Source organism: Sphingobacterium corticibacter (assembly GCF_003076635.1).
GTDB classification, from domain to species: Bacteria; Bacteroidota; Bacteroidia; order Sphingobacteriales; family Sphingobacteriaceae; genus Sphingobacterium; species Sphingobacterium corticibacter.
This window is the reverse complement of the sequence record NZ_QDKG01000001.1, coordinates 1,327,897-1,354,382: the sequence shown is the minus strand read 5'-3', so window position 1 is coordinate 1,354,382 and position 26,486 is coordinate 1,327,897. Positions and strand designations below refer to the sequence as shown.

Sequence of the window (26,486 nt, the reverse complement as noted above, 5' to 3'; positions counted from 1 at the left end):
GTTACATGACCTGAAATCCTTCGAAGTAAGGATCTTCATCGTCGATAATAATTTGGCTGTAGCCCGTAATGCGCGCCCAACCTTCGATAGAAGGAATAATGGCGGCTCGGTCTACGATACTCGTTTCTTGCTCGATCCCTCCAATAAATTGGGAACCGATATAGCTTTCATGCACAAATACATCGCCTGCTTTTAGTTTACCTTTGGCATACCATTGCGCCAAGCGCGCCGACGTGCCTGTACCACAAGGCGAACGATCTAAGGCGTTCTCTCCTACTAGCACGGCATTTCGTCCGTGCGAGTTCTCCTTTAACGGTTTTCCTGTCCACTGAATATGAGTCAGGCCGTGAATGAGTGGATCTTCAGGATGGACAAAGTTGTATTTTTCGCGCAGCAAGGTGCGAATGATCTTGCCATAATGAATGAGTTGGCTGGCACTGTAATCGCTAATGTCCCGAAAGTTCTTTTGCGGATCAATAATGGCATAAAAATTACCACCATAAGCCACGTCGGCCACGATTTCGCCCAAATCCGGGCAATCCACCGTCAATCCTTCTGCATACAGAAAGGATTTTACGTTGGTCAATTTAACCGTTTTTACTTTAGGACCTTCTTGCGTATAATCGATATGAATCAATCCAGCTGGAGTTTCCAAACGCAATTTCCCTGGAGTTTTGGGTTGAATGAGGCCTTCTTCAATAGCGATGGTCACCGTACCAATCGTACCGTGACCACACATTGGCAAACAGCCACTTGTCTCAATATATAAGACACTCACATCGTTGGCAGGATCGGAAGGTGGATATAACAAGCTTCCGCTCATCATATCGTGTCCGCGCGGTTCAAACATGAGTCCTTTACGAATCCAATCGTATTCCGCCATAAACTGCAATCGTTTTTCCATGATCGTATGACCAGACAGAAATGGCACACCACCAGTTACCAGACGCACAGGACAGCCGCAAGTGTGCGAGTCAATGCAAAAAAAAGTCTTTTTCATTTACATATAAACAATGTAGACAACATCTTATAAAGCGGCAGCGGTATATACACCGTCCACCACACGTGTTAATTGCAAAGGATTGCTGGATTTCAATTCGGCTGGCAAGCTATTTTCTGGCCAGTTTTGAAAGGCAATTGGACGCACAAATCGTTTCACCGCGTCAGGACCGACCGAAGTAAATCGCGGATCGCTGGTCGCTGGAAATGGCCCACCGTGCTGCATCGCATAAACGACTTCCACACCGGTTGGCATACCATTAAATAGCAAACGCCCTACCTTATCTTGCAAGATGCTGACTAAAGCGGCATTCGCTTCCAAGTCTTCTTCCGTCGCGGCGACGGTTGCTGTCAATTGGCCTTCCAAGCTTTTGGCAATGGCCAATAGTTGCTCGGTTGATTCTGCTTCTACCAGCAAAGCAAATGGTCCAAAAACTTCCTCAGATAATTGCGCATCACTTAAAAAGGCGCGTCCAGAAGTCCAAGCTACTGTTGGTTGACCTTGCGAAGCGTCGGCATCTGTTGCTGACTGCGCCAATACCGTGACATCTTCGTGTGCCGTAGCAGTTTGTTTTTTCTCCGCATAATTTTTGGCGATGCCGCTATGCAGCATGGCGGTTGGCTTTGCTTCCGCAATAGCTTCCTGCACCGCTTCTTTAAAGCGGTCGAATGCTGCACCAGCTAGTGCAACGACGATCCCGGGATTAGTACAGAATTGTCCAGTACCTAAAGTCAAAGAACCGACATATTGCTGTGCTAACTCCGCTGCATTTTTTTCGAGTAATTGTGGTAGCGCAAACACGGGGTTAACGCTGCCCATCTCGGCAAATACCGGAATAGGCACTTCGCGGCCAGCGGCCACAGCTACCAAAGCTTTTCCACCTTGTTGTGAGCCGGTAAAGCCAACAGCTTGAATGCCAGGATGCGCCGTAAGATATGCACCCAAAAGCGTTTGCGTACCTGCTACGCGATCACCAGCAACATGCCCAAAAACACCTTCTGGCCAACCAAACTTTTTCACAGCTTTAGAAATCGTGTCTGCCATGAGCTGTGAAGTTTTCGGATGCCCAGGATGTGCTTTCACCAATACGGGACAGCCAGCGCCGATGGCACTGGCGGTATCGCCTCCAGCGGTAGAAAATGCAAACGGAAAATTACTCGCGCCAAATACCAGCACAGGACCAAGTCCTATGCTGTATTTGCGGATATCGTTTTTACCTTTTTCGGCATCTGCACGATCAATGCGAGCATCTAGATAAGTTCCTTTGGCTACGGCATCACCATAGCTACGCCATTGCCCAACCGTACGTGCTTTTTCGCCTTGCAAACGCGGCATCGGCAAAGCCGATTCTTCGTGTGCCAGATTCAATAATTGATCGTCTAGCGCTTCGATCGCATCGGCTACAGCGTGCATCAATGCCGCACGCTCTTGTACCGTCGTTCTTTTTAAAAATTGAAACGCATCGACGGCTTTCTGCACATACGCATCTAATATCTCCTTCGTTTGATCCATTTGTTTTTGTTATGCATGCACCGCGTCCAACACCGGACGTTTGGCAATGCTATCTTGAATAATTTTTTGTATACGATCCGCTTCTTCGCCTACTAACGGTAATCTTGGTGCACGCGTATGTGGCGTACTGATTCCTTCTGCGGTAGCGGCCAATTTGATGTATTGAATTAGTTTTGGATGAATATCTAGTTCTAATAACGGCATAAACCAACGGTATATTTCAACTGCTTTTTCAATTTCGCCTTGTTTCGCGTAATTGTACATCGCCATCGTTTCATTTGGAAACGCATCTACTAGTCCAGCAACCAATCCATCTGCTCCTAAGAAAAGTGTTTCTAGAGATATAGTATCCACGCCACCTAAGATGCTGAAACGATCGCCAAAACGATTTTTCATACGGGTTACATTCGCTAGATCACGAGTAGATTCTTTTACCGCTTGAATAGTTGGGTATTCGGCCAATTCGGCAAACATTTCCAAGCTGACAAACGTACTGTAATCGACGGGATTGTTGTAGATCAAAATCGGAAGTTTTGTTGCTTTTGCTACTGCTTTGAAATATTCTACTACTTCGCGGTCATCTGCTTTGTAACGCATTGGAGGCAACAGCATTAAGCCATCTGCACCCAATTCTTCTGCCTTTTTCGCAAAATTAACGGCATTACGAGTGGTGTTTTCTGCGATATTGAGGATCACTGGAATTTGATCGCCAACAATCTTTTTGGCGTATTGCAATAGTTCAAACTTCTCTTCTGTATCTAATGCGGCAGCATCTCCTAATGTGCCCGCTACAATGATACCATGTACACCAGCTTTGATCTGAGCGTGGGTGTTTTTGGCAAACATATCGTAATCAATATCACCGTTTTCGGTAAAAGGTGTCAACACCGCGGGATAGATTCCCTTCCAATTTAAATCGGCCATAGTCAGTCTATACTAAGTTTTAATGTTTCTAATTTATTAAAATCAAAGCTAGCGACTTATCCGTCGGGCGACTAACCACCTTTTAATCATTCCTTACTTGATATTAACCATCGGCATTTTATTGATGCAAAATATTCTGGTAACTTAAGAGATATTCCTTCGGTGAGAGACCGATAATACTGCGAAATACGCGGTTAAAATTCGTAATGCTATTAAATCCGCAATCGTATGCAATACCTGCAATAGAATCGTAACGCGAAGAGCCCAACAATCGACAGGCTTCTCTTACTCGAATCTCATTAAGATAAGATACAAAAGTTTTTCCGGTGCTGCGTTTGAAAAAACGACAGAAAGCCTGCGGGGTTAGGTTGGCCTTATCCGACACGGTTTCCAAACTGATGTTTTCCCGAAAGTTGTGCTCGATATAACGGCAAAGTGTGTGGATTCGGATAGATCCAGCTTCTTCTGACTCGCTAATAGAAATGCCCGATAATGGTTTCAGCTCCGAAGAAACTGCATTAAGCGCACGTAGCAAGTAACAGAAATTGATCAACTGATCCATGTGATCAGATTTCTTCAAAATATCGAATCGACGGCGCACTCTAGAAAGATGCTCCTTCGGTACTTGAAATCCGCGTTTATTCTTGCTGATAAAATCCAACAATACACTTAACTCAGGTAAGTGCAACATATTCGCCAGAGCGCCTTTGTCACTAAAAAACACAGAAACCGATCTGACGCGCTCGCCCAAGGGACGACTTTTGAAAACATGTGCTTGATTAGATCCTAGCAAGAAGATATCACCTTGATGGAAATCGTGCAAATTATCGTCGACAAGCAGCTGCCCATCCCCTTCTACTATCCATATCAGTTGATGCTCTTCATGTCGGTGCATGTACGGATAAAACTTGTCCAAAACGTCTTCTTGGATAAAAACAGTCCTATCCTTAGGTACTGGAACGCTGTATTGAATCGGTTTCATAAGTAGAAGTTTGTGTTAGTTATTAACACTAAGATAAACTTAAAAAGTATTCCTTCACAATAATTTTCCCAAAATTTAACAAAAAAAACACGCGTTAAAAAAGTGATTAATTTTCGAATAGTATGCGGTAAAATCCGGTATACAAGTATACAATCATAGCGTTTATATTTGTTGGCTCAAATGACCAATAATCCCACTATTATGTTTACAAAAATATATTCCACGACCTTACTGGTTTTATTTCAAACTGCAGTATTCTCGCTACAGGCACAGCAACAAGAACATCCTGTTTGGAAGGCGGTTCGAGAGCAACCTGCCACGTTGCATGTGGATCGCGGCGAACAAAAATTCTCACTACCCAAATTGAAAGGGAGTATCCTAAATTCCTCGCAGACCATTTCCTCGCTACAGCAAACTAATGGTGAAGCTGCATTTGATTACACACCAGTAGAATTATTAAATAAAAGAGATCGTAACCTGTTTTATCATCTGGGAGACATCAATCTTCGGATCAAAAAAGCAGCTGACGCGGAATGGACCAATTACTCCACCGCGGCAGATCGACACGATATTAAAGCATTGCCGGCAGGCCAAGATATATTAGCGGCAGCAGATTTAACGCCCACATTACCGAATATTCCATTGCACGTCAGCAGAACTTGGAAACGCAAAGGCGATGATCTGATCTTACAGTTCGACATACATAATCCAACCAATCAGGCCATCGAAATTGGATCTTTGGGCATACCGTTGCCTTTCAACAATAATTTGGACGGCAAAAATCTGGATCAAGCACACGCACACAACGTATTTATGGATCCTTACATTGGTATGGATGCGGGCTATATGCAGGTAAACCATTTGCACGGCAAAGGCGTTAGCTTATTGGTCTTGCCAGAAGAAAATGCACCATTTGAAGCCTACAATCCACTCAATACAGATCCTACACCACGCGGTATTACCTTCGAAGGTTTTCATGAATGGATGATCCACAGTAAAGCGCATGCGGAGACCGATTGGAAAGGTGTGGAACAATGGAATACACCGACTTCCAGAATCTTAAAACCGAATGAAAAGGCTACGTTTGCCTTGCGCTTTGCACTAGCTCCAAGCATTCGCGAAATCGAGCAAACTTTGGTACAAAACGATCGTCCATTGGCGGTTGGTGCACCAGGATTTGTCGTACCATTGAACAATCCTGCTAAACTATTTGTACAATACGGATCTGCAATTAAAAACATCGATGTTTATCCTAAAAATGCGCTAACGATCACAAAAAATAAAAGTGCTAATGGAAAATGGTCCGGCTACCAAGTGAAAGGCAATCGCTGGGGGCGCGCACGTGTGACCTTAACATACGCAGACGGAAAACAACAAACCATACATTATAAGGTGATCAAATCAGAGCGTGATGTGGTCAATGATTTAGGAAATTTCCTCACGACCAAGCAATGGTACGAAAATCCAAATGATCCATTCCACCGCTCGCCATCTATTATCACCTATGATGATGAAGTACACAGACAGGTCACAGAAGAGCAACGCGCTTGGTACGCCGGCTTGAGCGACGAGGCTGGCGCCGGAAGTTGGCTAGCAGCCATGATGAAACAAGTGGTACAACCGAATGCCGATGAAATCGCCAAATTGAAGCGCTTTATGAACGAAACTTTGTATGGCAATATTCAACATAAATCTGGCGAAAAACAGTACGGCGTGGTCAAAAGTTTGTTTTACTACGAGCCAGATTCTATGCCAGCAGGAACATATAGCGACAGTATCAATTACACCTTATGGTCTGCTTGGCCGAAGAAAGAAGCGGACAATATTGGTCGTTCCTACAACTATCCGCACGTGGCGGCGGCGCATTGGGTATTTTACCGATTGGCGCGTCATTATCCGCACTTAGTTTCGGAAGAAACGTGGGACACCTATTTAGACCGCGCTTATGAAACTTCGGTTGCGATGGTAGAGAAAGCGCCGCATTATGCGCAATATGGACAAATGGAAGGCAGTATATTCTTGATTATCCTACAAGATTTGCAACGCGAAGGAAAAACTCAAGAAGCAGCGAAGTTGGAATCCTTGATGCGCGAACGCGCCGAGCATTGGCGTACTTTGAATTATCCATTTGGCAGTGAAATGCCTTGGGATTCGACCGGACAGGAAGAAGTGTATATGTGGTCTGATTATTTTGATTTTGATGATAAGGCGACGGTGACTTTGAATGCAATCTTGGCATACATGCCGACCGTTCCACATTGGGGATACAATGGTAGTGCGCGCCGTTACTGGGATTTCGTGTATGGTGGCAAATTGTCACGCATTGAGCGACAATTGCATCACTATGGATCGGCATTAAATGCCATTCCGGTCTTGGATGCGTATCGTAATGCACCAGAAGATTACCATTTGTTGCGTATCGGACATGCAGGTATGATTGGTGCGCTGGCGAATGTCACGGAAGAAGGATTTGCTCCTGGTGCGTTTCACTCCTATCCTTCTACCTTGGCCAATGATGGTATTACCGGCGATTACGGTTCTGGATTCTATGGCTATGCAGCTTATGCGGGTACATATATCGTACAACATCCAGAATTTGGCTGGTTAGCATTTAGCGGAAACTTAACAGAAGATAAAAAAGGCATTCAGGTCGAAATAACCACAGCTGGCCGTAATCGCATTTTTGTAGCATCCGAACAACTGATGATTCATGCAGAATCTGGTGAAATAGCGAACCTTTATTACCAACCTAAAAACGGTGAAATAACACTAACGCTCGTAGAATCAGCGAATAAGAATGCTACTGTAAACTTACGTCTAGAACAAGATACGTACGAAGTCGTTGGCATCAAAAAGGATGCGCAAGGTAGGTATACCATTCCTGCGGGAACGAAACAGGTAAAATTGAAGCGAGTAAGTCGGTAAATTTTAGCTAAATCAATACATTTGTACACTATGTTTACGACTTCCACTTATCAAAACCGACGTCAGGCACTTCAGAACAAAATTTCTGGAGGCATTCTGCTCTTTCTGGGTAATATTGAGAATCCGATCAATTTTGAGCACAACACCTATCCTTTTCGTCAGGACAGCACCTTTCTCTACTATTTTGGATTGGCCGTTCCTGCGCTGGTAGGATTGATTGATTTGGATGAAAACAAAGAGATCATCTTCGGTCGCGAAGCGACCATCGACGATCTGGTATGGACTGGACCGCAGGAATCGTTAAGCGATCGTGCAGCACGTGTTGGTGTGACCGAAACCGCTCCTATCAGCAGTTTAGCAGAATATATTGGGCGAGCGATCGCACAAAACCGCACGATTCATTTCTTGCCACCTTACCAATCGGCGAATAAATTACTGTTAAGCGAATTACTGAATCAGACACCCAGCCAATTGCAGCCTTCCGTATCATTGATTCGTGCGGTAGCACAGCAACGATCGATCAAAGAAGCACAGGAAGTTGCCGAAATTGAACGCGCGGTGGCTGTCTCTACAAAAATGCACTTATTGACCATGCAATTGGCCAAAGCAGGCATGAAAGAAAGTGAACTGGTGAATGCTGTACAAGCATTCGCTGGCAATCAAGACTGTGCGTTGGCTTATCCACCCATCATTACGGTGCATGGACAAATATTGCACAATCAAGTACGTAGTAATATTTTGAAAAACGGCGATATGGTTTTGGTAGATGCCGGTGCAGAAACTGCCATAGGTTATGCTGGAGATTTGACGCGCACTTTCCCGGTCGCTGCAGCATTTGATAGTCGGCAGCGCGACCTATATCAAATCGTGCTTGATGCCCTTGAAGGTGCGCGAGCTCAACTACGTCCAGGCGTTTCTTTCAAATCGGTACACTTGCATGCGGCAAAGATCTTGGTCGAAGGACTAAAAGCGGTGGGATTGATGAAAAGTGATCCGGAAGAAGCCGTGCAAAATCATGCGCATACGATGTTTTTTCAATGTGGACTAGGCCATTTAATGGGCTTGGACGTGCACGATATGGAAGATCTTGGTGAGCAATATGTAGGCTACACCGAAGACAATCCAAAAGATACGCAAACCTTTGGTTTGAAATCCTTGCGATTGGGCAAACCGCTGGAAGCTGGTTTTGTGCTGACGGTAGAACCGGGAATTTATATTATCCCAGAGCTGATCGATCATTGGAAAGCCACGAATAAATACAGCGATTTTGTAAATTATGCCGAATTAGAAAAATTCAGAGACTTCGGTGGCATTCGCCTTGAAGACAACTTTTTAATCACCCCAGAAGGTCATCAACTTTTGGGACCCGATTTAATCAAAACCATTGATGACGTAGAATCTTACCGCGCACGCTATGTATAAACTTCTTCGCTTATTCCTTGCTTGGATCGCCTTATTGGCCTTACAAGTTCAATGTACTCGTTTACGCGCGCAAGAACAGTGGTCGGCCGATGGCAATGCGTACTATGAATTCTCGGATGCGGGTATCAAACTAGTGCATTTATTAGATGTTAAAAAGTCATCGACTTTTCTCGCCGCCGAGCAGTTGATTCCGGATGGTCAGCAAGCCCCTTTGAACGTGCAATCCTTCGTGGTCTCACCCAACGGACAAGACCTTTTGCTTTTTGCGAACACGAAAAAAGTGTGGCGTGATAATACACGTGGCGAATATTGGATCTTCAACCGTTCGACCAACAAGCTGACGCAATTAGGCGCTGGATTACCTGCCGCATCATTGATGTTTGCGAAGTTTTCACCGAAAGGCGATCAGGTTGCTTACGTATCACGCAACAATATCTATGTAGAAAATCTGTCCAACAACCAATATGTGAAAATCACGGAAGATGGCACAGAACGTATGATCAATGGTACATTTGATTGGGCATATGAGGAGGAATTCGGTACGCAGGATGGATTTCGTTGGTCGCCTGACGGACAACGCATCGCGTATTGGAAACTAGATGCGAAAGAAACTCGTCATTTTCTGATGATCAATAATACGGATAGTTTATATGCCTTTACGATCCCGGTAGAATATCCAAAAGTAGGTTTGAACCCTTCGGCGAGCAGCATTTGGATGTACGATTTGAAAAGCAAGAAGCAAGTTAAAGTCCAAGTTGATGGCGATCCAGCACAGCATTATATTCCACGCATGGAATGGTTGACCGATGGATCTGGTGTGATATTGCAACGCTTAAACAGAAAGCAAAACGAGAGCGCGATTATCACAGCCAATGCGACGGATGGTACTGCAAAAACCATTCATCGCGAAACCGATGCTACATGGATTGATATCAAATCCCGTTGGAACGGCGGTGATCCAAGCGGTTGGGATTGGCTGGAAAATGGAAAATCATTTATCTGGGTATCTGAAAAAGGAGGATTTCGGCAGATTTACAGCATCGATTTAAATGGAACAGAAAAGTTGATTACCCAAGATGCTTTTGATGTGATCCAGATCGATCATATCGATCACGAGCGCATCTTCTTTTCGGCTTCGCCGGATAATGCTACGCAAAAATACTTGTACGAAATTGCCATCCGCGGTGGCAAAGCCAAACGCGTGACGCCAACAGCTAATGCTGGCACAAATACCTACCGCATTTCGCCGAATGGGAAATTGGCTTTTTACAACAGTAGCAGCAGCAAACACCTGTACTCGGAAGCGCTGGTAGCATTGCCTTCGCACAAACAGATTCAAGCACCTAAACGCAGTTACGATGCGCCAGCAAATGCCAATACCGCTACTTTCTTTCAAGTTACGACGATGGATGGCGTGGAATTGGATGGCTGGATGGTGAAACCGAACAACTTTGATCCGAAGAAAAAATATCCGGTGGTATTCTATGTGTATGGTGAACCGGCCTCGCAAACCGTGGTCGACAATATCTCTGCCGGCCGTAATCGTGTATACGATGGTGATATGGCCGAAGATGGTTACGTTTACATTTCGCTAGAAAACCGCGGTGCTCCGGCACCGAAGGGACGCGAATGGCGTAAATCGATCTATCGTAATATCGGTTACTTGAATATTCGCGATCAAGCCATGGGCGCCAAAGAAATCTTGAAATGGGATTTCATCGATCCGACGCGGGTAGCAGTATGGGGATGGAGCGGCGGTGGCGCTACGACATTGCACTTATTGGGACAATATCCAGAAATTTACCAAACGGGAATTTCCATTGCGCCAGTGACGAATCAATTGCTGTATGATAATATTTATCAAGAGCGCTACATGGGCTTACCACAAGAAAATGAATCCGATTTTATTCGTGGGTCTGCCATCACCTACGCCAAAGATGTGCGTGGCAATTTGCTGCTCATACATGGTACGGGCGATGACAATGTGCATTATCAGAACGCGGAAGTGTATATCAACGAATTGGTTAAACATGGCATTCCATTTCAAATGATGTCGTACCCCAACCGCAGTCACTCTATCAATGAAGGTGAAGGTACTTCGGAGCACTTAGCAAAAATATACACGAAATTCTTACAAACAAATTGTCCAGCAGGCGGTCGTGATTAGCAGCTGCAAACGGACGATCTCATATTATTGCGGTCGTCCATAACGATTAAACTATTCGGCGAAGCCATTGCAAAAAGCGAATGGTTAATATCCGACACGGAAACGACAAAATAAGGGAGCGATTTCATCGCTAAACTTTCTAATTTACCACAAATTAAAGAGTATATGATGAAAACGTTAAAACGACTCCCCCATTTACTTGGATACATGATAATGGGTTTGCTATTGCAAACCCATTATGTTCTTGGCCAAAGTGGCGACCAGATTCTGGACGGCATCGGCGAAACGGACATGATTGCCCGCTATTTATTTCGCGGCGATTTGAGAGATTGGTCCAGAAATAACTTACACGCTCGCTATCTTGGCGAGAAAGCACCCGAATTCAAAGATCAAAAAGGCGGCAAAGTATTATCTCTGCCGGGAACCGGCAACAACTACCTGCAATTGCCAAACGAGGCTTTAAATGACCTCGAATCCCTCAGTATTTCCGCTTGGATTTTTATTCCGGCGCAGCCGGAATCTTATCTGTTCGATTTCTCATTCGACGCAAAACACCGCGTGACAGGACGCCTCAAAGGATCTGGCGATAAACCTTCTTTCGAAGTATCCGTGCAAGGTGAGAAAGAAAGTAAAAGTGCGGCATTAAAAAGCTTGCCGACCAACGCATGGGTACACCTAGTGGGTACGGTAGATCTATCTGCTAAAACCTTATCCGTTTACTTGAATGGCGTGAAAGGCGGTGAAACTAAACCAGTAAATTTAGATTTCAGCACTTTATCACAAAGTAATCAAGCGGCTAAGCGAAAACTGACCCTTGGCCAATCCAACAGCGGCACCGGCAATCCCATCGCGTCTCTATTGAAAGATTTTCGGATTTATCGCGTAGCGCTAACTCCTGGACAGATTCAAACTATTTATACAAACGGAAAAAACGGCGGACAAAGTGCCAGCAGTACGGTCAATCAAGGTGCGAAGGCAGAAGATAATTTGCAGTCTTTTCCAATGACGCAAGCGCAATTGTACAATGCGTATTTGGAAAAAGTAGCTGACGTGGAAGTAAAAACTACCGTGGGCGACGCACCACGTTTACCAAGTTTCCTGGAAGGTACGTATCGCCATGGCATGCAAGGTCCAAAAGTCCGCGTCATCTGGCCTGCTCCTACCGACAACTCGGCGGTGGAATCTGCTGGAACCTACACCATTATTGGTCGCGTTCCGGGAACTGATTTACAACCAAAAGCACTCGTCACGGTAAAAGGGGGAAAAAAATCTGCTGCGCCGCGTCGCAGTTTATCCGCATTTGCGTTGAATGAAGTCACGCTGAATAATCCCTCGGCGACCGATAAAAACCCATTTGTAGCCAACCGCGACAAATTTGTCTTGACCTTGGCAGAAACCAATCCCGACGATTTCCTATATATGTTTCGCAATGCATTTGGCGTCGCGCAACCTGCAGGAGCAAAACCTTTGGGCGTGTGGGATAGTCAAGATACGAAGTTGCGTGGTCACGCGACTGGCCATTACCTAACAGCGATTGCACAAGCATATGCCAGCACAGGCTACGATCCTGCGCTTAAAGCGAACTTTAAGCAGAAAATCGACCAAATGGTGGAAACGCTGTATACGCTGTCGCAACTATCTGGAAAACCGCAAAAGGCAGGCGGTACATCCGTGGCAGATCCACGTGCTGTGCCGACTGGTCCGGGCAAAAACGAGTTTAATTCGGATTTGAGTACAGAAGGTATTCGTACCGATTATTGGAACTGGGGCGAAGGATATATCAGCGCATATCCGCCAGATCAATTCATCATGCTGGAACAAGGTGCGAAATACGGTGGACAGCTCAATCAAGTTTGGGCGCCTTATTATACCTTACATAAAATCTTAGCCGGTTTGCTTGACATCTACACGCAAACAGGAAATAAAAAAGCCTTGGAAGTGGCCACAGGCATGGCGGATTGGGTAGAATCTCGCTTAAGCGCACTACCACCAGAAACCTTACGTGCCATTTGGAATACCTACATCGCGGGTGAATTTGGTGGTATGAACGAAACGATGGCTCATTTGTACCAACTAACTGGCGAAAGCAAATATTGGAAAACAGCGCAGCTGTTTGATAATGTGGATATGTTCTTTGGCAATGCGGCACGCACGCATGGATTGGCCAAGAATGTGGATACGTTTAGGGGATTGCACGCCAACCAGCACATCCCACAAATCGTGGGAAGCATCGAAATGTATGGTGTGTCCGATGAGTTGGATTACTTCAAAATCGCCGATAACTTTTGGTACAAAGCCGTGAATGATTATATGTATAGTATTGGCGGTGTAGCCGGTGCACGCAATCCCGTCAATGCGGAATGTTTCATCGGTGAGCCATCTACGTTATATCAAAATGGATTCTCCGCGGGCGGACAGAATGAAACCTGTGCGACTTACAATATGCTGAAACTGACCAGTAGCTTATTTATGTTTGAGCAACGACCAGAGCTGATGGATTATTACGAGCGTGGTCTGTACAATCATATCCTGGCATCCGTGGCTGAAGATAGTCCGGCCAATACGTATCACGTGCCCATTAGACCGGCTTCAGTGAAGCAATTTGGCAATCCGCACATGAATGGTTTCACGTGTTGTAATGGCACAGCGATTGAAAGCAGCACAAAACTACAACATGCTATTTATTTCAAAAGCAATGACAACAAAGAGCTGTACGTCAACCTTTTCATTCCTTCTACTTTAAACTGGACGGAACGTGCTATTCGTATTGAGCAAACTACCGAATTTCCGAAAACAGACCAAACGAAGTTGACGGTACATGGTAAAGGCAAGTTTGCGATCAACCTACGTGTACCATCTTGGGCAACCAAAGGCGTACAAGTGAAAATCAATGGCAAATTGGAAAATGTGAAAGCGGAAGCTGGATCGTATGTAAAATTGGCGCGCAACTGGAAAGAAGGCGATGTGATTGAATGGCAATTACCATTTCAGTTCCGTCTAGAGCCCGTAATGGATCAGCAAAATATCGCCAGTTTGTTTTACGGACCGATCCTATTGGCGGCACAAGAGCCAGAAGCACGTAAAGATTGGCGCCCTGTCACGCTGAATGCGCAAGACATCAGCCAATCCATTCAAGGTGATCCAAGCCAATTGAAATTCCAGATTGATGGCATTGACTTCAAACCTTTCTACGAAAGCTATGGTCGCCATTCGGTTTATTTGGATGTGACCTTGAAATAGGAATTTCTTATTATTGACTGTAACAATGGGCTTCATACTTAGGTATGAAGCCCATTTTTTTATGAACCCATAAGTACACAGTCCAATTCCATTGCATGAACGCGACATACCTCCTCGTGATGACGACACAAACGGAAGGTACGAATAAAGCGGATATCGTCGTTGCGAAGCCGAGGTACAAGGCTGCGGCAATCTCTAAGCTCTATTATTAACACTATCTACTATATGAGCCCTACAAACACTTCTATCAGCCCAAAAAATAAAGCAAAAAAAGAGACTGTCTTTATAAGACAGCCTCTTTGAGATAAACGTAACACACACTGTTATATTAGTATCCGGGGTTTTGTTTTAAGTTTGGATTTTTAGTGATTTCCGCATTTGGAATTGGGAACAGCGTCCTGCTTTGCGCGTTGGCATGTGGACGGTGGTTGAACCACGATTTGGTTTGGAACACACCAAAACGAATAATATCCTGTCTTCTTCGCGCCTCTGCCGAGAATTCCCAGCCAAGCTCATCTAGAAAACGTCCGTATTGAATATCTGCGCCACCATTCGTAGCATTCACCGTGCCATCTACCGCTTGCACACCGTAATTGTAATTACTACCTTGAAGGAGTTGTGCTCCAGTAACCGTAGCTTTCTCTGGATGATCGGCAAAGGCACGAGCACGCACTTGACTTACTAACACAGCCGCTTCATCAGATCTGCCCAAGCGCAGCAATGCTTCGGCTTGCATCATCAAAATATCCGCGTAGCGGAACATTGGATAATCATTATCCAAGTTGTTCGTTGCACCTTGCTTCACTTTGTATTTTCCGATACGGTAACCCGCATTTGCTGGCGCAATCACACCGTCGCCACCTATTCCAGGCACGCGATTCACATAAGTAATCACTGGCAATCCTGTACTCGCATCTAATTGCTCGCCTTGGATCCACGTATCATACAAACGCGTATCATCCGTATCATAGCTATTAATGAACTGCGGCACAGCACAGTTACCACCCCAAGGTCCGGCCGCCATCCCATACACCAAACGGCTCAGTGGATCTAGCGTTTTCATATGAATTTGATTGCCATGTCCAAATACCTCATCATAAGGTACGGCAAAGATAATCTCGGGAGAATTTTGATTGGTGGCCGAAAATACTGCGCTATAGGTATCATCCAGTCGGTACTCGTTGCTAGCGATAATCTCCGCAGTCTCCGTAATCACTTTCTCCCATTGTGGAGTGCCAGTATATACTTGCGCATTCAGATAAATTTTCGCTAACAGTGATTTAGCCACCCAAACATTTATTCTGCCGTACATACTGCGCACATCTGTAGATAAGTTAGGAATAGCATCAGTCAATTCCTTTATCACAAAGTCATATACCTCTTGTCGTGTCTTTGGTTGCGGCAAGCTCGCATCGCGGTAATCGGTCACGATCGGCACATTGCCATGATTATCCAATAATAAATAATAAGCCATGGCGCGCGTGGCCTTCAATTCGGCGAGTGCACTTGGCACGATAGTTTCTGGTAAAGCGAGCGATCCATCTTCGATCTGCATGATCACCATATTTACTTTGGTGACCGTAGCATACGCCTGATTCCAAGCATTATAAGGTTGCCATTGTTCTGTATTCCACGTGTGTTGGTGCATGCGGCGGTACGTTCCCGCATCGTCCCATCCATTGGGTCGCACAGGCGTGATGATATGATCGGCGCTTTCCTCTTGCAAGTCGAAATAGCCTTGCCAACCAAACATTAAAGAACGAAAGGAAGCATATGTAGGTGCTAAAATGAAAGGTAGGTCACGTTCTGTTGGATTTACCGTATTCCCCAATACTTCAGAATATACCTGTTCATGCAGGTCGGTACAGGAGGGAGTAATTGCCATCGAGCCTAATACTAACCCCCATAGCGCAATTGATGAACTTTTAAACTTTTGCATAATGGTTATATTTTTTAGCGTTTCCGCTTTATTTATAATTTAATCTGCTTTAAGTAAATGACTTAAAAGCGCACATTTAATCCCGCGGTGTAAGTACGTGTCGTCGGATAACGGTCACGGTGTTCGATACCTGGTGCAAATTGGAAATCTCCTTCGTAGCTTGTCGCTTCCGGATCCAAACCTTTGTAGCCTGTAATCGTAACCAAATTCAATCCCGAAACGTAGATACGAAGTGACTTGATGCCTTTTATTAACTGTTTGTTGAAAGTGTAACCAATCGTCACGTTATCCAATTTTAGGAAATCACCATTTTCGATGTAATGCGATACATATACCAAGTCATTATTCAACGTTTGTCCATACACTGGATCATAAGCAGTGCGCAAAGCATTGTAAGCTGGATTCACCGGATTCTCATAATACAGTCGAGACATATTTAGAATTTGGTGACCGAATGATCCACGCCAGTTCAACGTCATATCCAAGTTGCCGTATTGAAAAGAGTTGTTCCAACCCAAATTGAAGTCTGGAATACCATTTCCGTAATACTGACGATCTTCGATCGTAGCATCCTGAACAGGAATAATATCTCCTTCTTGACTCTCAATCAACCATTTTCCTTCTTCGTCTACACCTACTGTTTTGTATACATAAAAATCACCAATACTTCTTCCTACTTGCACACGATGTGTGAATGTCTGAATGGGCTCGCCCGTATATCCGGTATCAAAGAATTCTTGCGTTACGCCAAAACGATCGTTGGACAGGTTACGCAATTTGTTTTTATTGCTCGAAAACACCACGGTTGTTCTCCATTTGAAACGCTCTTTATTTACGGCATCTACGTTTACTAAGGCTTCAAAACCGCTATTGCTCATCTCGCCCGCATTTAAGAACATCGACGAAGTAAGGTAAGGAGGTACTGGCACTTGGAACATGTACAATAAATCTTTGACCTGACGGGAATAGTAATCCAAGGAACCATATACACGGTTGTTGAACAAACTAAAATCAGCCCCTACGTTCAACTCGTTCTTTCTTTCCCAACGTAAATCAGGGTTGAAGTTACGCGCCGGCACAAATCCTGGCACCCAGTTGCCATTGATGTAGGCACCTTCGGTTAATGTATAATTATAACTGATCTGCGAGTTGTAAGGCGAAGCGGCAATCGTTCCGGTGACACCGTAACCTGCACGCCATTTCCACTGATTAATCACCTTCTGATCAGCCATAAAATCTTCTTTGGCCATATCCCATCCGACGGAGACCGCTGGGAAATTTCCCCATTTGTTGTTTTCACCAAACGTACTAGATCCTTCTCGACGGATACTCGCCATCAACAAATACTTTTCTTTGTAACTATAGTTAGCACGGGCGAAATAACCGATTAGCGTTGATTCTTGCTTGTAACTGGCCATTGTCGCCAATCCGTTTTGCAAGGCCAATCCGGCTTGCAACTGGTTGTAGCTGTATTGGTCGGTCGGAAAATTGAAATTGTACGCATTGAAGTTCTCGAATTGATTGCGTTGCCAGCTATAACCGGCCAACCCGATAATACGGTGATCACCAAATTGCTTATTGTAATTTGCGGTAAGCTCCATCAAGTTTTCTACGCCTGCTTGCGTCCAGCGTGAAGCCGTACCATTTAAATTGTTTTTAGTGGTATTGATGTGATCAAACGATGTAGAAGTGCCTGTCAAATCATTATCTTGAACACGGGAGAATAAGGCTTTGAAACTCAAATCCGTTGTTGGGCGATAGTCTAACGATCCGTTCATTCGGGTTTCGCGATACATGCGGTCATTCACAGATTCGTGAATCATTCCCAATGGATTATCATACATATAGGCATTGCTTTCTTGCCATTTTCCTTGATCGTTGAAAATGCGATCCGTCGGGTTGCGAATCATCGCTTGGCGCCACATATAGTCCGAGCTTCCGCCCTGCTTGGAGCTGATTGTGTTGCTAATGATTTGCATGCGACTGCGTAGTTTCCCATCAAACATATCGTGATTCAGATCAGCACGCACATTCAGTCTTTCCTGTCCGCTTTTCAGCAATACACCATCCCAATCTCTGTAGTTTACCGAGCCCGTAAAATTGGTTCTAGAATTACCACCAAATAAAGTCAGGTTGTGATTATGGCTGAATGGATTTTGTGTCACCTCATCAATCCAGTTGGTACTATGTCCCAAATCTTCATAAGGTTTACCTTCTGCTATCAGACGACGATAGTCTTCTGCGTTCAGCAAATCTGGTACACGGAACAATGTTTGTAGACTGGCATAGTTGTTATAATCTATACTAGTACGACCATCTGTAGAACGGTTTTGTTTTGTAGTAATGAAGATGACACCACCAGTTGCACGCGTACCGTAGATCGCTGCTGCAGAGCCGTCTTTCATGACATCCACTGATTCGATATCTTCAGGTGCAACCGAATTAAACTCTCCTGGTACACCATCAATAATCACCAAAGGATTGACCGCTCCTTGAATGGAATTCAAACCACGTAAGTTGATTTGTGTGTTGCCGTTGGGATTACCACTCGGTGTAGTGATCCGTAAACCAGCTACTTTACCCTGAATCAATTGTCCGGCATCAATCACCGCACCTTGATTAAAGCTTTCAGACTTGACGCTGGCTACCGATCCCGTCGTTTCGCCCCTGCGCTGCGTACCATAACCTACAACAACCACCTGCTCCAATTCTTCAGAAGAAGTCTGCAGGCGTACTGTCAAGCTGGTTTGCTCGGTCAATGTTTGGGTAAACTCAACGTGTCCTACGGAGTTTACGGTCATTCTAGCTCCAGTTGTATAGCGCAGAGAAAACTGGCCGTCTCGATTACTAGAAATTTTTTCAGGTGAATTGCTTAATGAGATGGTGGCGCCTTGTACTGGGTTTCCAGCTTCGTCAACGACCTGCCCCGTGAGCGATTTTTGCTCTTGGCCGAACACCATTCCTATATTAAGCAACAGTAGAAAAAGTACATAATGGAATCTATTCATAATTCGCGTATTTTAATGGTTATTGCTGTTTGGCAAGTTAGGAGGTATATTTAGGATGCTTCACGCTGATATTACCCTATACTATTCGGATTTTAACGTGTAGATACATTCTTACCTAAAGCACCTCACCCTTCACATAAAAAGCAATTCAACAATACTTTATGAGAAATAAATTCTCCAGTTAATGATAATTTAACATAGCAGCGAGGTGATCTTCACCTTCTTACGACAGTTACTTGATAAAGATGGCTGACAGTTGATTAGTAAATAAATCATGAATTCAAAAAAATAATTTCCTTTTAATTGTCAGTTTGACAATATTTTCTAATATTTGAACAAATCGAATTATGATGCTTACAAAATATGTTATTGGAGTCGACTTTGGTACCGACTCTGTTCGCGCCGTACTAGCCAATACAAACGATGGCAGCGAAATCGCCACAGCGGTCTTTGAATATCCACGCTGGAAACAAGGATTGTACTGCGATGCCAAGAAAAGTCAATTTAGACAACACCCTTTAGATTATGTTGAAGGACTGGAATCGGTGATTAGTCAATGTGTGCAACAAAGTGGTGCAGAAATCGCTAGTCAGGTGGTAGGAATTTCGGTAGATACCACGGGCTCTACTCCTATTGCTGTAGATCATGCGGGAACACCATTGGCCTTATTACCTGAATTTGCAGAAAATCCGAACGCCATGTTTGTATTATGGAAAGATCATACTGCTCTTCAGGAAGCTGCTGCCATCAACGAACACGCGAAAAAATTTGACATTGATTACTTACAATATGTGGGTGGAATTTATTCCTCAGAATGGTTTTGGTCAAAATTGCTACACATCTTTCGAGAGGATAGTCAGGTGCGCAATGCTACGCAATCATGGGTAGAACATTGTGACTGGATTCCGTTCTTATTATGCGGTGGCAATCAGGTAACCGACATCAAGCGCGGCGTATGCTCGGCCGGACATAAGTCACTGTGGGCGGCAGAATTTGGTGGATTCCCACCAAATGAGTTTTTCTCTTCGCTAGATCCATTATTAGATGGCTTCACAAAAAAATTACCCGCAGGAACGTACACTGCCAATCAAGCAGCTGGAAAACTAAGTGCCGATTGGGCAGCGAAATTGGGATTATCGACCGATGTATTTGTGGGTATTGGCGCTTTCGATTGCCATATGGGTGCTGTAGGCGGACAGATTGAGCCTTATTATTTGAGCAAAATCATCGGCACATCTACCTGTGATATTTTGGTTGCTCCAAAACAGGAGATGAGCGACAAACTGGTTCAAGGAATTTGTGGGCAAGTGGATGGCTCGGTAATTCCGGGTATGATCGGTTTAGAAGCGGGTCAATCTGCTTTTGGGGATGCTTATGCGTGGTTTAAGAAATTACTGGTTTGGCCTTTAAAGCACATTGGTGCAGATAGTGGACTATTTACTGCGGAGCAGATCGAACAATTGGAAAATCAAATATTGACTTCGCTCAGCGAAAAAGCGGCACAGATCGTTCCTACGATCGAGGATGAATTGGCGCTGGATTGGTTTAATGGCCGCCGAACGCCAGATGCGAACCAAGCTTTACAAGGTGCATTTGCACATTTGGATCTGGCGTCTGATGCGCCACACATTTTCAGGGCATTGGTAGAAGCAACGGCTTTTGGCGCGAAGCGGATCGTCGACCGATTCGTGGATCAAGGTATTCCAGTAAAAGGTATTATCGCGCTGGGTGGTATTCCACGCAAATCGCCATTTATCATGCAGATGATGGCCGACGTAATCGGTATGCCGATCCGCGTACATCAATCCGAACAAACCTGTGCCATCGGTGCAGCGATGTTCGCCGCAACGGTGGCAGGTGTTTTCCCACGCGTGGAAGATGCGATGCAGCAAATGGGACAAGGATTTGATAAAGAATACACGCCAGATCCTTCACGTGCCGATGTATATGCCAATCGCTATGCGCAATATATTGCGCTTGGTGATTTCACGGAACAAAGACTCATCAAAAACTAAACGATATGAGTACACAATATAAGCGTATCAAAGAAGAAGCCTACGCTGCCAATATGCGATTGCCAGAATTGGGCTTAGTACTTTTCACCTTTGGAAATGCCAGCGTGGCGGATCACGATCAAGGTGTTTTTGCGATCAAACCGAGCGGTGTAGATTATCCGCAATTGCGTCCTGACGACATGGTGATTGTCGACTTTGATGGAAATACCATATCAGGAGATTTACGACCATCGTCGGACACTAAAACGCATGCGGTATTGTACAAACATTGGCCAAAAATTGGTGGTATTGTACATACGCATTCGCAGTATGCAACGGCTTGGGCGCAAAGTCAACGTGATATTCCATTGTATGGAACAACGCATGCGGATCACCTCACTACCGATATTCCGTGCGCACCGCCCATGGAAGACGCGATGATCGCTGGTAATTACGAGTATGAAACGGGCTTTCAGATCTTGAATCACTTTGAACAACAGGGATTGGATTACGAAGAGGTGGAAATGATTCTGGTGGCGAACCACGCTCCTTTTACTTGGGGAAAAACGGGTGACAAAGCGGTATACAACAGCGCTGTGCTGGAATATGTGGCCAAGATGGCACTATTCACCGAGCAAATACAACCTAATGCGGCGCGCATGAAAGATGCACTCATCAAAAAACATTATGAACGTAAACATGGTGCTGGCTCTTATTATGGGCAGTAATTAGATGTTAGATGCTAGTATTGAGATGTGAGATTTTAGTATTGAGATATTAGATGTTAGATTTTAGTATTGAGATGTGAGATGTGCGTAGTGAGATGTTAGATGCTAGATTTTAGTATTTAGATGTTAGATATTAGTAATAAGATGTGGGTAGTGGGATATTAGATTTAAAAATTAACCTTATAAATATAAATACGATATATGATTAACTTAAATGAATTGGAAGTATGGTTTGTGACTGGGAGCCAAAGTCTATATGGTGAGGAAACGTTGAAGCAGGCGGCGGCTCACGCAGCCGAAATTGCCAAGCACTTGGATGAGACGGAGCAGATTCCAGTACGCGTGGTATTCAAACCAATCGTAAAATCATCAGAAGAAATTTACGAAACCATTGCGGCTGCAAACTACGCCGACAATTGTGTCGGTATTATTGCTTGGATGCACACCTTTTCGCCAGCGAAAATGTGGATCCGTGGATTGAAGATTTTGAACAAACCTTTATTGCATTTACATACACAATACAACCGCGATATTCCTTGGTCTACGATTGATATGGATTTTATGAATCTGAATCAAAGTGCGCACGGAGATCGTGAGTTTGGTCATATCGTTTCCAAATTAGGAATCTCTCGCAAAGTGGTGACTGGCTATTGGAAAGACGAAGAGGTGATTCATCAGATCAATGTATGGTCGCGCGCGGCATCCGCTTGGAATGATTGGCAAGGCGCTAAATTCGCACGTTTTGGCGATAATATGCGTTTTGTAGCCGTTACTGATGGCGACAAAGTAGCTGCAGAATCACAGTTTGGCTTCTCGGTAAACACGTATGCGGTTGGAGATTTGGTAGCAAAAATCGACGCTGTTAGCGATGCACAAATCGATGAACTGATCGCAGAATACGAAAGTAACTACCACATGGCTGCCGATGTAAAAAAAGACGGTGCGAATTATGCGAACGTGCGCGATGCCGCACAGATTGAAATCGGGCTGCAGCAATTTTTGGAGGAAGGCGATTTCAAAGGCTTCTCTAATACATTTGAAGATTTGCACGGTATGAAGCAGCTACCGGGTATTGCGACACAGCGTCTGATGGAAGCTGGGTTTGGCTATGCGGGTGAAGGCGATTGGAAAACTGCCGCATTAGTTCGAGCAGCTAAAGTCATGTCTTCGGGTATGGCAGGCGGAAGTGCTTTTATGGAAGATTATACGTACCATTTGGATCCAAATAATTCGATGGTTTTAGGGGCGCATATGTTGGAAGTAGATCCAGTTTTAGCGGCTGATAAGCCAAGTTTGGAAGTACATCCATTAGGAATCGGTGGCAAAGAAGATCCAGCTCGTTTGGTATTCAACGCGAAAGGCGGTGATGCACTAAACGCGAGCTTGGTGGATATGGGCGATCGCTTTCGCTTGGTCGTAAATACAGTTGCAGCGAAAGAGTTTGAAAATGATCTACCAAAATTGCCGGTTGCACGCGTATTGTGGGAACCAAAACCAGATATGAAAACAGGCTGTTCGGCGTGGATTTATGCTGGTGGAGCGCATCATACAGTATATAGCCAAAATCTAACCTCTGAATATTTCCATGATTTTGCTAAGATTGCTAATATCGAATGTGTGATCATCGATGAGGATACAAACTTGAAATCTTTTGAAAAAGAGTTACTTTGGGGCGAATTGGCATACAAGCTGAAAAAGTAGAAAATCATTCGTTTATTTGTGGACGTCTGATTTTCTGAGCACATTTGCTGTCAAATTATGAAATTGTATGAGTGCATATAAGGAACATTCTCGCTTGCTGCTGGCAGTGGACTGTATTATTTTCGGTTTTGATGGCCGATCCCTAAAGCTATTGATTATAGAACGTGGGATGATGCCGGAGAAGGGAAAATGGAGTCTGATGGGCGGTTTTGTGCAAGAAAACGAGAATACCAATGATGCCGCATCACGTATTTTGACGCACTTGACTGGGCTAAAAGATATCTACATGGAGCAATACCAAGTATTTGGCGAGCCAGGACGCGATCCGCTTGCTCGAACAGTAAGCGTCGCTTATTACGCCTTAATTGATATTGGGAAATACGAAAATCAACTTAGTAAAGAGTATAAAGCAGAATGGGTTTCTTTAGATCGCGTGCCAGAACTAATATTTGACCACGATGAAATGGTCAAAGCTGCAAAAGAGCATTTGCGCTATAAAGCGGCCTTACATCCTATTTTGTTTGAGTTGCTGCCTGAACGATTTACTATTCCACAAATTGCTTCGCTTTTTGAACAGGTGTATAACGTAGAATTGGATAGACCCAACTTTATGCGAAAACTACGATCAACTGGTTTGCTCGTCAAGCAATCGGATAAAGATAAAGATGGTTCTAAACGTGGAGCACATTATTATGTGCTAAACAGAGATATGTACAAGGAGAAGGTAACTTCTTTTTTAAACTTTATGACCCAGTTATAGCTTTTTTGCTGAGAGGGTTGAGAGGTTTAATATAGTTCAGAAAGTTGATAAAGTTAATAACAAAGCAAAAGCCGATCCTGAGAGATCGGCTTTCGCTTTGTTACCTATAAATATAAATTACACTACCGTGTATCCGCCATCCGCGATGTAGTACGCGCCCGTCACGAAAGAAGCATCGTCCGAACTCAAGAATAGTACGAGCTTTGCGATTTCTTCCGGTGTGCCCAGTCGATTCATCGGTGCTTTGGCCGCGATGCCATCTCGCATCTCTTGCGTTAGGTTATTTTCCAATAATGGTGTCAAAATATAGCCTGGCCCTACCGCGTTACAGCGAATATTTTTTGTCGCGTATTCAGCTGCAATATTTTTAGTCAATCCCACTACGGCATGTTTTGTTGCTGTATACGCGCTACTCATCGGTGCCGCTACGCTACCATGGATCGACGCCATATTTACAATATTTCCACCGCCATTTTTGGTCATTTGCTCCAGTTGGTAGCGACATCCGTAGAATACGCCATTCAAGTTTACGTTAATGACTTTATCCCAAGCCTCAATATCGTACTCGCCTGCAGGCGTTGCTGGTCCGCCAATACCTGCATTGTTGCAGGCTATATCCAATCGTCCATAATGTTCGACGGTAGTTGCTACTAAATTTTTATTATCTTCTGCGCTAGCCGAATCCGCTCTCACGAAGATAGCATCTCCACCGGCCGCATTAATTTTATCAACCACGGCCTTACCGTGCTCTACATTAATATCTGAAACAACGACTTTCGCTCCGCTCGAAGCGAAAAGTTCTGCGACAGCTTGGCCAATACCAGATCCAGCACCCGTCACAATAGCTACTTTGTTTTCCAATTTAGACATACTATTTTGTTTTTATGTACACATTAAATTTACACTATTTTCGAATACAGATGAAAGATTAACTCATGTTATGACACGAAAAACAGAATTGTGGTTACGTTCAGATCGTAAAGCAGTATATACCTGATCGGATGAAGATCTTATTTCTTAATCGGGCAACTCTGGTGTGTTTATTCTTCTTTGCACCGGTGCACTTAAGGCCTGCATAAAAGCAACAACCGCATCCACTTCCTCGCGGGAAAGGTCTAGTTTTTTCAGTAATGGAGAAGGAATTGGACGCAGATTTTCATCCACTACAACGCGACGCTGTATAGGTGCAGGGTTGCCAAGATTATACAATTCCACCACATCGCGTAATGTTGGAAAATTGCCGTGATGCATCCAAGGCCCCGTTAGTGCCACATTGCGTAAAGAAGGTGTGCGAAATGCGCCCACATCTAATTGCTTTCCAGACACATGATAATGGCCAAGGTCTTCCTGTCGCGTACCATATAATGCCTGCCCATCATTGTGAAATTGACTATCTGAAAACAGCGGTGTATTGTGGCAATTGATACAACGGGCTTTGGTACGAAAGAGGTGCAAGCCCATCAATTCCTGATCATTGAGCGCGTCTTTCGTGCCGCTAATAAAACGATCAAATTTAGTTGGATAACTGTTGATGGTACGCAGATAAGTCGCTAATGCTTGTTGTATTCGTACTACGCTAACCTCTTCATCGCCATATGCCTTTACGAAATAAGCGTGATAGCCTTTTATCTGATCAATATGTTGTAGCATAGAATCCAGATGCATATTCATCTCTACATGATCCTGAATTGGCATCAATACTTGCTCTTCTAAAGAAGGTGCTCTCCCATCCCACATCCAAGAAGTATAATGACCTACATTGTATAAAGTCATGGCATTGCGCTTGCCGACCTGGCGGTCGTGGCCATGCGCCAAACTTTTGCCATCGCCAAATCCGAGCTGTGGATCGTGACAGCTGGCGCAGGAAATTTGTTTAGAAGCCGATAATCGGCGATCAAAGAACAAAAGCTTTCCCAATTCAGACTTACTTTCTGTAAATGGATTATCGGTAGGAAAGTTTACTTTACCCAATACGCCGAGATCTTCAAAGTCAGGCTTAATGCTTTCATCAATATTCGGCAAAGGCCATTTCTTGGAATCGCCACTGCTGTATAGTTCGCGCAATTGGGCTAAGGTATATTCCGGTTCGGAAAAAAAACTAGAAAGCAACACCGCAACTGGCGCCAACGATAACAACAACAAAATGACGATAAGGCGTCTATTCAAACTCCACATCACAGAAAA

The 26,486-nt window shown here is 44.4% G+C and carries 16 protein-coding genes; 8 read left to right on the top strand and 8 right to left on the bottom strand.

The window, feature by feature from the left end; all coding sequences use genetic code 11:
- Position 1 precedes the first annotated feature (1 nt).
- From DC487_RS05775 to DC487_RS05760, 4 genes are all read right to left on the bottom strand, one after another.
- Entirely contained in the window at positions 2 to 1,000 is a 999-nt protein-coding gene (locus tag DC487_RS05775) for a 4-hydroxyproline epimerase (protein WP_116774957.1), read from the bottom strand.
- Between the two features lie 27 nt (positions 1,001 to 1,027).
- On the bottom strand, positions 1,028 to 2,512 hold the full coding sequence (locus tag DC487_RS05770; protein WP_116774956.1) for an aldehyde dehydrogenase (NADP(+)): 1,485 nt from the start codon (positions 2,510 to 2,512) through the stop codon (positions 1,028 to 1,030).
- 9 nt (positions 2,513 to 2,521) lie between these two features.
- Positions 2,522 to 3,436: a dihydrodipicolinate synthase family protein gene (locus DC487_RS05765; RefSeq protein ID WP_116774955.1), complete on the bottom strand. Its 915-nt coding sequence runs from the start codon at positions 3,434 to 3,436 to the stop codon at positions 2,522 to 2,524.
- Between the two features lie 118 nt (positions 3,437 to 3,554).
- Positions 3,555 to 4,418: a helix-turn-helix domain-containing protein gene (locus DC487_RS05760; protein ID WP_116774954.1), complete on the bottom strand. Its 864-nt coding sequence runs from the start codon at positions 4,416 to 4,418 to the stop codon at positions 3,555 to 3,557.
- 201 nt (positions 4,419 to 4,619) lie between these two features.
- Between DC487_RS05760 and DC487_RS05755 the strand changes: the two genes are divergently transcribed.
- From DC487_RS05755 to DC487_RS05740, 4 genes are all read left to right on the top strand, one after another.
- Positions 4,620 to 7,343, top strand: coding sequence for a DUF5695 domain-containing protein (locus DC487_RS05755; protein WP_207774314.1), 2,724 nt, complete (start codon positions 4,620 to 4,622; stop codon positions 7,341 to 7,343).
- Between the two features lie 30 nt (positions 7,344 to 7,373).
- On the top strand, positions 7,374 to 8,765 hold the full coding sequence (locus tag DC487_RS05750; protein WP_116774953.1) for an aminopeptidase P family protein: 1,392 nt from the start codon (positions 7,374 to 7,376) through the stop codon (positions 8,763 to 8,765).
- Positions 8,758 to 10,932 (top strand): S9 family peptidase, encoded by a 2,175-nt coding sequence (locus DC487_RS05745; protein WP_116774952.1) that lies wholly within the window; start codon positions 8,758 to 8,760, stop codon positions 10,930 to 10,932. The genes DC487_RS05750 and DC487_RS05745 overlap by 8 nt, the downstream gene beginning before the upstream one ends.
- Positions 10,933 to 11,097: 165 nt before the next feature.
- Complete coding sequence (locus DC487_RS05740) at positions 11,098 to 14,172, top strand: beta-L-arabinofuranosidase domain-containing protein (RefSeq protein ID WP_207774313.1); 3,075 nt, start codon at positions 11,098 to 11,100, stop codon at positions 14,170 to 14,172.
- Between the two features lie 328 nt (positions 14,173 to 14,500).
- On the opposite strand, the gene DC487_RS05735 is transcribed toward DC487_RS05740, so the two are convergent.
- Together DC487_RS05735 and DC487_RS05730 are read right to left on the bottom strand one after the other, a co-directional pair.
- Entirely contained in the window at positions 14,501 to 16,111 is a 1,611-nt protein-coding gene (locus tag DC487_RS05735; protein ID WP_207774312.1) for a RagB/SusD family nutrient uptake outer membrane protein, read from the bottom strand.
- A gap of 62 nt (positions 16,112 to 16,173) precedes the next feature.
- Positions 16,174 to 19,119 (bottom strand): SusC/RagA family TonB-linked outer membrane protein, encoded by a 2,946-nt coding sequence (locus DC487_RS05730; protein ID WP_116774950.1) that lies wholly within the window; start codon positions 19,117 to 19,119, stop codon positions 16,174 to 16,176.
- A gap of 347 nt (positions 19,120 to 19,466) precedes the next feature.
- Between DC487_RS05730 and DC487_RS05725 the strand changes: the two genes are divergently transcribed.
- The 4 genes from DC487_RS05725 to DC487_RS05710 all read left to right on the top strand — a co-directional run bounded on the left by DC487_RS05725 (position 19,467) and on the right by DC487_RS05710 (position 24,302).
- On the top strand, positions 19,467 to 21,134 hold the full coding sequence (locus tag DC487_RS05725) for a ribulokinase (protein ID WP_317046322.1): 1,668 nt from the start codon (positions 19,467 to 19,469) through the stop codon (positions 21,132 to 21,134).
- Between the two features lie 5 nt (positions 21,135 to 21,139).
- On the top strand, positions 21,140 to 21,841 hold the full coding sequence (locus tag DC487_RS05720) for an L-ribulose-5-phosphate 4-epimerase (RefSeq protein ID WP_116774949.1): 702 nt from the start codon (positions 21,140 to 21,142) through the stop codon (positions 21,839 to 21,841).
- A 201-nt stretch (positions 21,842 to 22,042) separates the two neighbouring features.
- Complete coding sequence (araA, locus tag DC487_RS05715; protein ID WP_116774948.1) at positions 22,043 to 23,542, top strand: L-arabinose isomerase; 1,500 nt, start codon at positions 22,043 to 22,045, stop codon at positions 23,540 to 23,542.
- Positions 23,543 to 23,609: 67 nt separating this feature from the next.
- The gene (locus DC487_RS05710; RefSeq protein WP_116774947.1) at positions 23,610 to 24,302 is read left to right on the top strand and encodes an NUDIX hydrolase; all 693 of its coding nucleotides are present in this window, start codon (positions 23,610 to 23,612) and stop codon (positions 24,300 to 24,302) included.
- A 117-nt stretch (positions 24,303 to 24,419) separates the two neighbouring features.
- Here the strand turns inward: DC487_RS05710 and DC487_RS05705 are convergent, their stop codons facing one another.
- Together DC487_RS05705 and DC487_RS05700 are read right to left on the bottom strand one after the other, a co-directional pair.
- Positions 24,420 to 25,172 carry an SDR family NAD(P)-dependent oxidoreductase gene (locus tag DC487_RS05705; RefSeq protein WP_116774946.1) on the bottom strand — a complete coding sequence of 251 codons (753 nt, stop codon included), beginning with the start codon at positions 25,170 to 25,172 and terminating at the stop codon, positions 24,420 to 24,422.
- A gap of 147 nt (positions 25,173 to 25,319) precedes the next feature.
- Complete coding sequence (locus tag DC487_RS05700; RefSeq protein ID WP_116774945.1) at positions 25,320 to 26,477, bottom strand: cytochrome-c peroxidase; 1,158 nt, start codon at positions 26,475 to 26,477, stop codon at positions 25,320 to 25,322.
- Positions 26,478 to 26,486: the final 9 nt, after the last annotated feature.

Excerpts from the sequence above, each read along its gene's own strand:
- DC487_RS05760 (WP_116774954.1), bottom strand. The coding sequence starts at position 4,418 with ATGAAACCGATTCAATACAGCGTTCCAGTACCTAAGGATAGGACTGTT.
- araA (WP_116774948.1), top strand. The coding sequence starts at position 22,043 with ATGATTAACTTAAATGAATTGGAAGTATGGTTTGTGACTGGGAGCCAA.
- DC487_RS05750 (WP_116774953.1), top strand. The coding sequence starts at position 7,374 with ATGTTTACGACTTCCACTTATCAAAACCGACGTCAGGCACTTCAGAAC.
- DC487_RS05740 (WP_207774313.1), top strand. The coding sequence starts at position 11,098 with ATGATGAAAACGTTAAAACGACTCCCCCATTTACTTGGATACATGATA.
- DC487_RS05730 (WP_116774950.1), bottom strand. The coding sequence starts at position 19,119 with ATGAATAGATTCCATTATGTACTTTTTCTACTGTTGCTTAATATAGGA.
- DC487_RS05710 (WP_116774947.1), top strand. The coding sequence starts at position 23,610 with ATGAGTGCATATAAGGAACATTCTCGCTTGCTGCTGGCAGTGGACTGT.
- DC487_RS05770 (WP_116774956.1), bottom strand. The coding sequence starts at position 2,512 with ATGGATCAAACGAAGGAGATATTAGATGCGTATGTGCAGAAAGCCGTC.
- DC487_RS05755 (WP_207774314.1), top strand. The coding sequence starts at position 4,620 with ATGTTTACAAAAATATATTCCACGACCTTACTGGTTTTATTTCAAACT.
- DC487_RS05775 (WP_116774957.1), bottom strand. The coding sequence starts at position 1,000 with ATGAAAAAGACTTTTTTTTGCATTGACTCGCACACTTGCGGCTGTCCT.
- DC487_RS05700 (WP_116774945.1), bottom strand. The coding sequence starts at position 26,477 with ATGTGGAGTTTGAATAGACGCCTTATCGTCATTTTGTTGTTGTTATCG.
- DC487_RS05705 (WP_116774946.1), bottom strand. The coding sequence starts at position 25,172 with ATGTCTAAATTGGAAAACAAAGTAGCTATTGTGACGGGTGCTGGATCT.
- DC487_RS05765 (WP_116774955.1), bottom strand. The coding sequence starts at position 3,436 with ATGGCCGATTTAAATTGGAAGGGAATCTATCCCGCGGTGTTGACACCT.
- DC487_RS05735 (WP_207774312.1), bottom strand. The coding sequence starts at position 16,111 with ATGCAAAAGTTTAAAAGTTCATCAATTGCGCTATGGGGGTTAGTATTA.
- DC487_RS05745 (WP_116774952.1), top strand. The coding sequence starts at position 8,758 with ATGTATAAACTTCTTCGCTTATTCCTTGCTTGGATCGCCTTATTGGCC.
- DC487_RS05725 (WP_317046322.1), top strand. The coding sequence starts at position 19,467 with ATGATGCTTACAAAATATGTTATTGGAGTCGACTTTGGTACCGACTCT.
- DC487_RS05720 (WP_116774949.1), top strand. The coding sequence starts at position 21,140 with ATGAGTACACAATATAAGCGTATCAAAGAAGAAGCCTACGCTGCCAAT.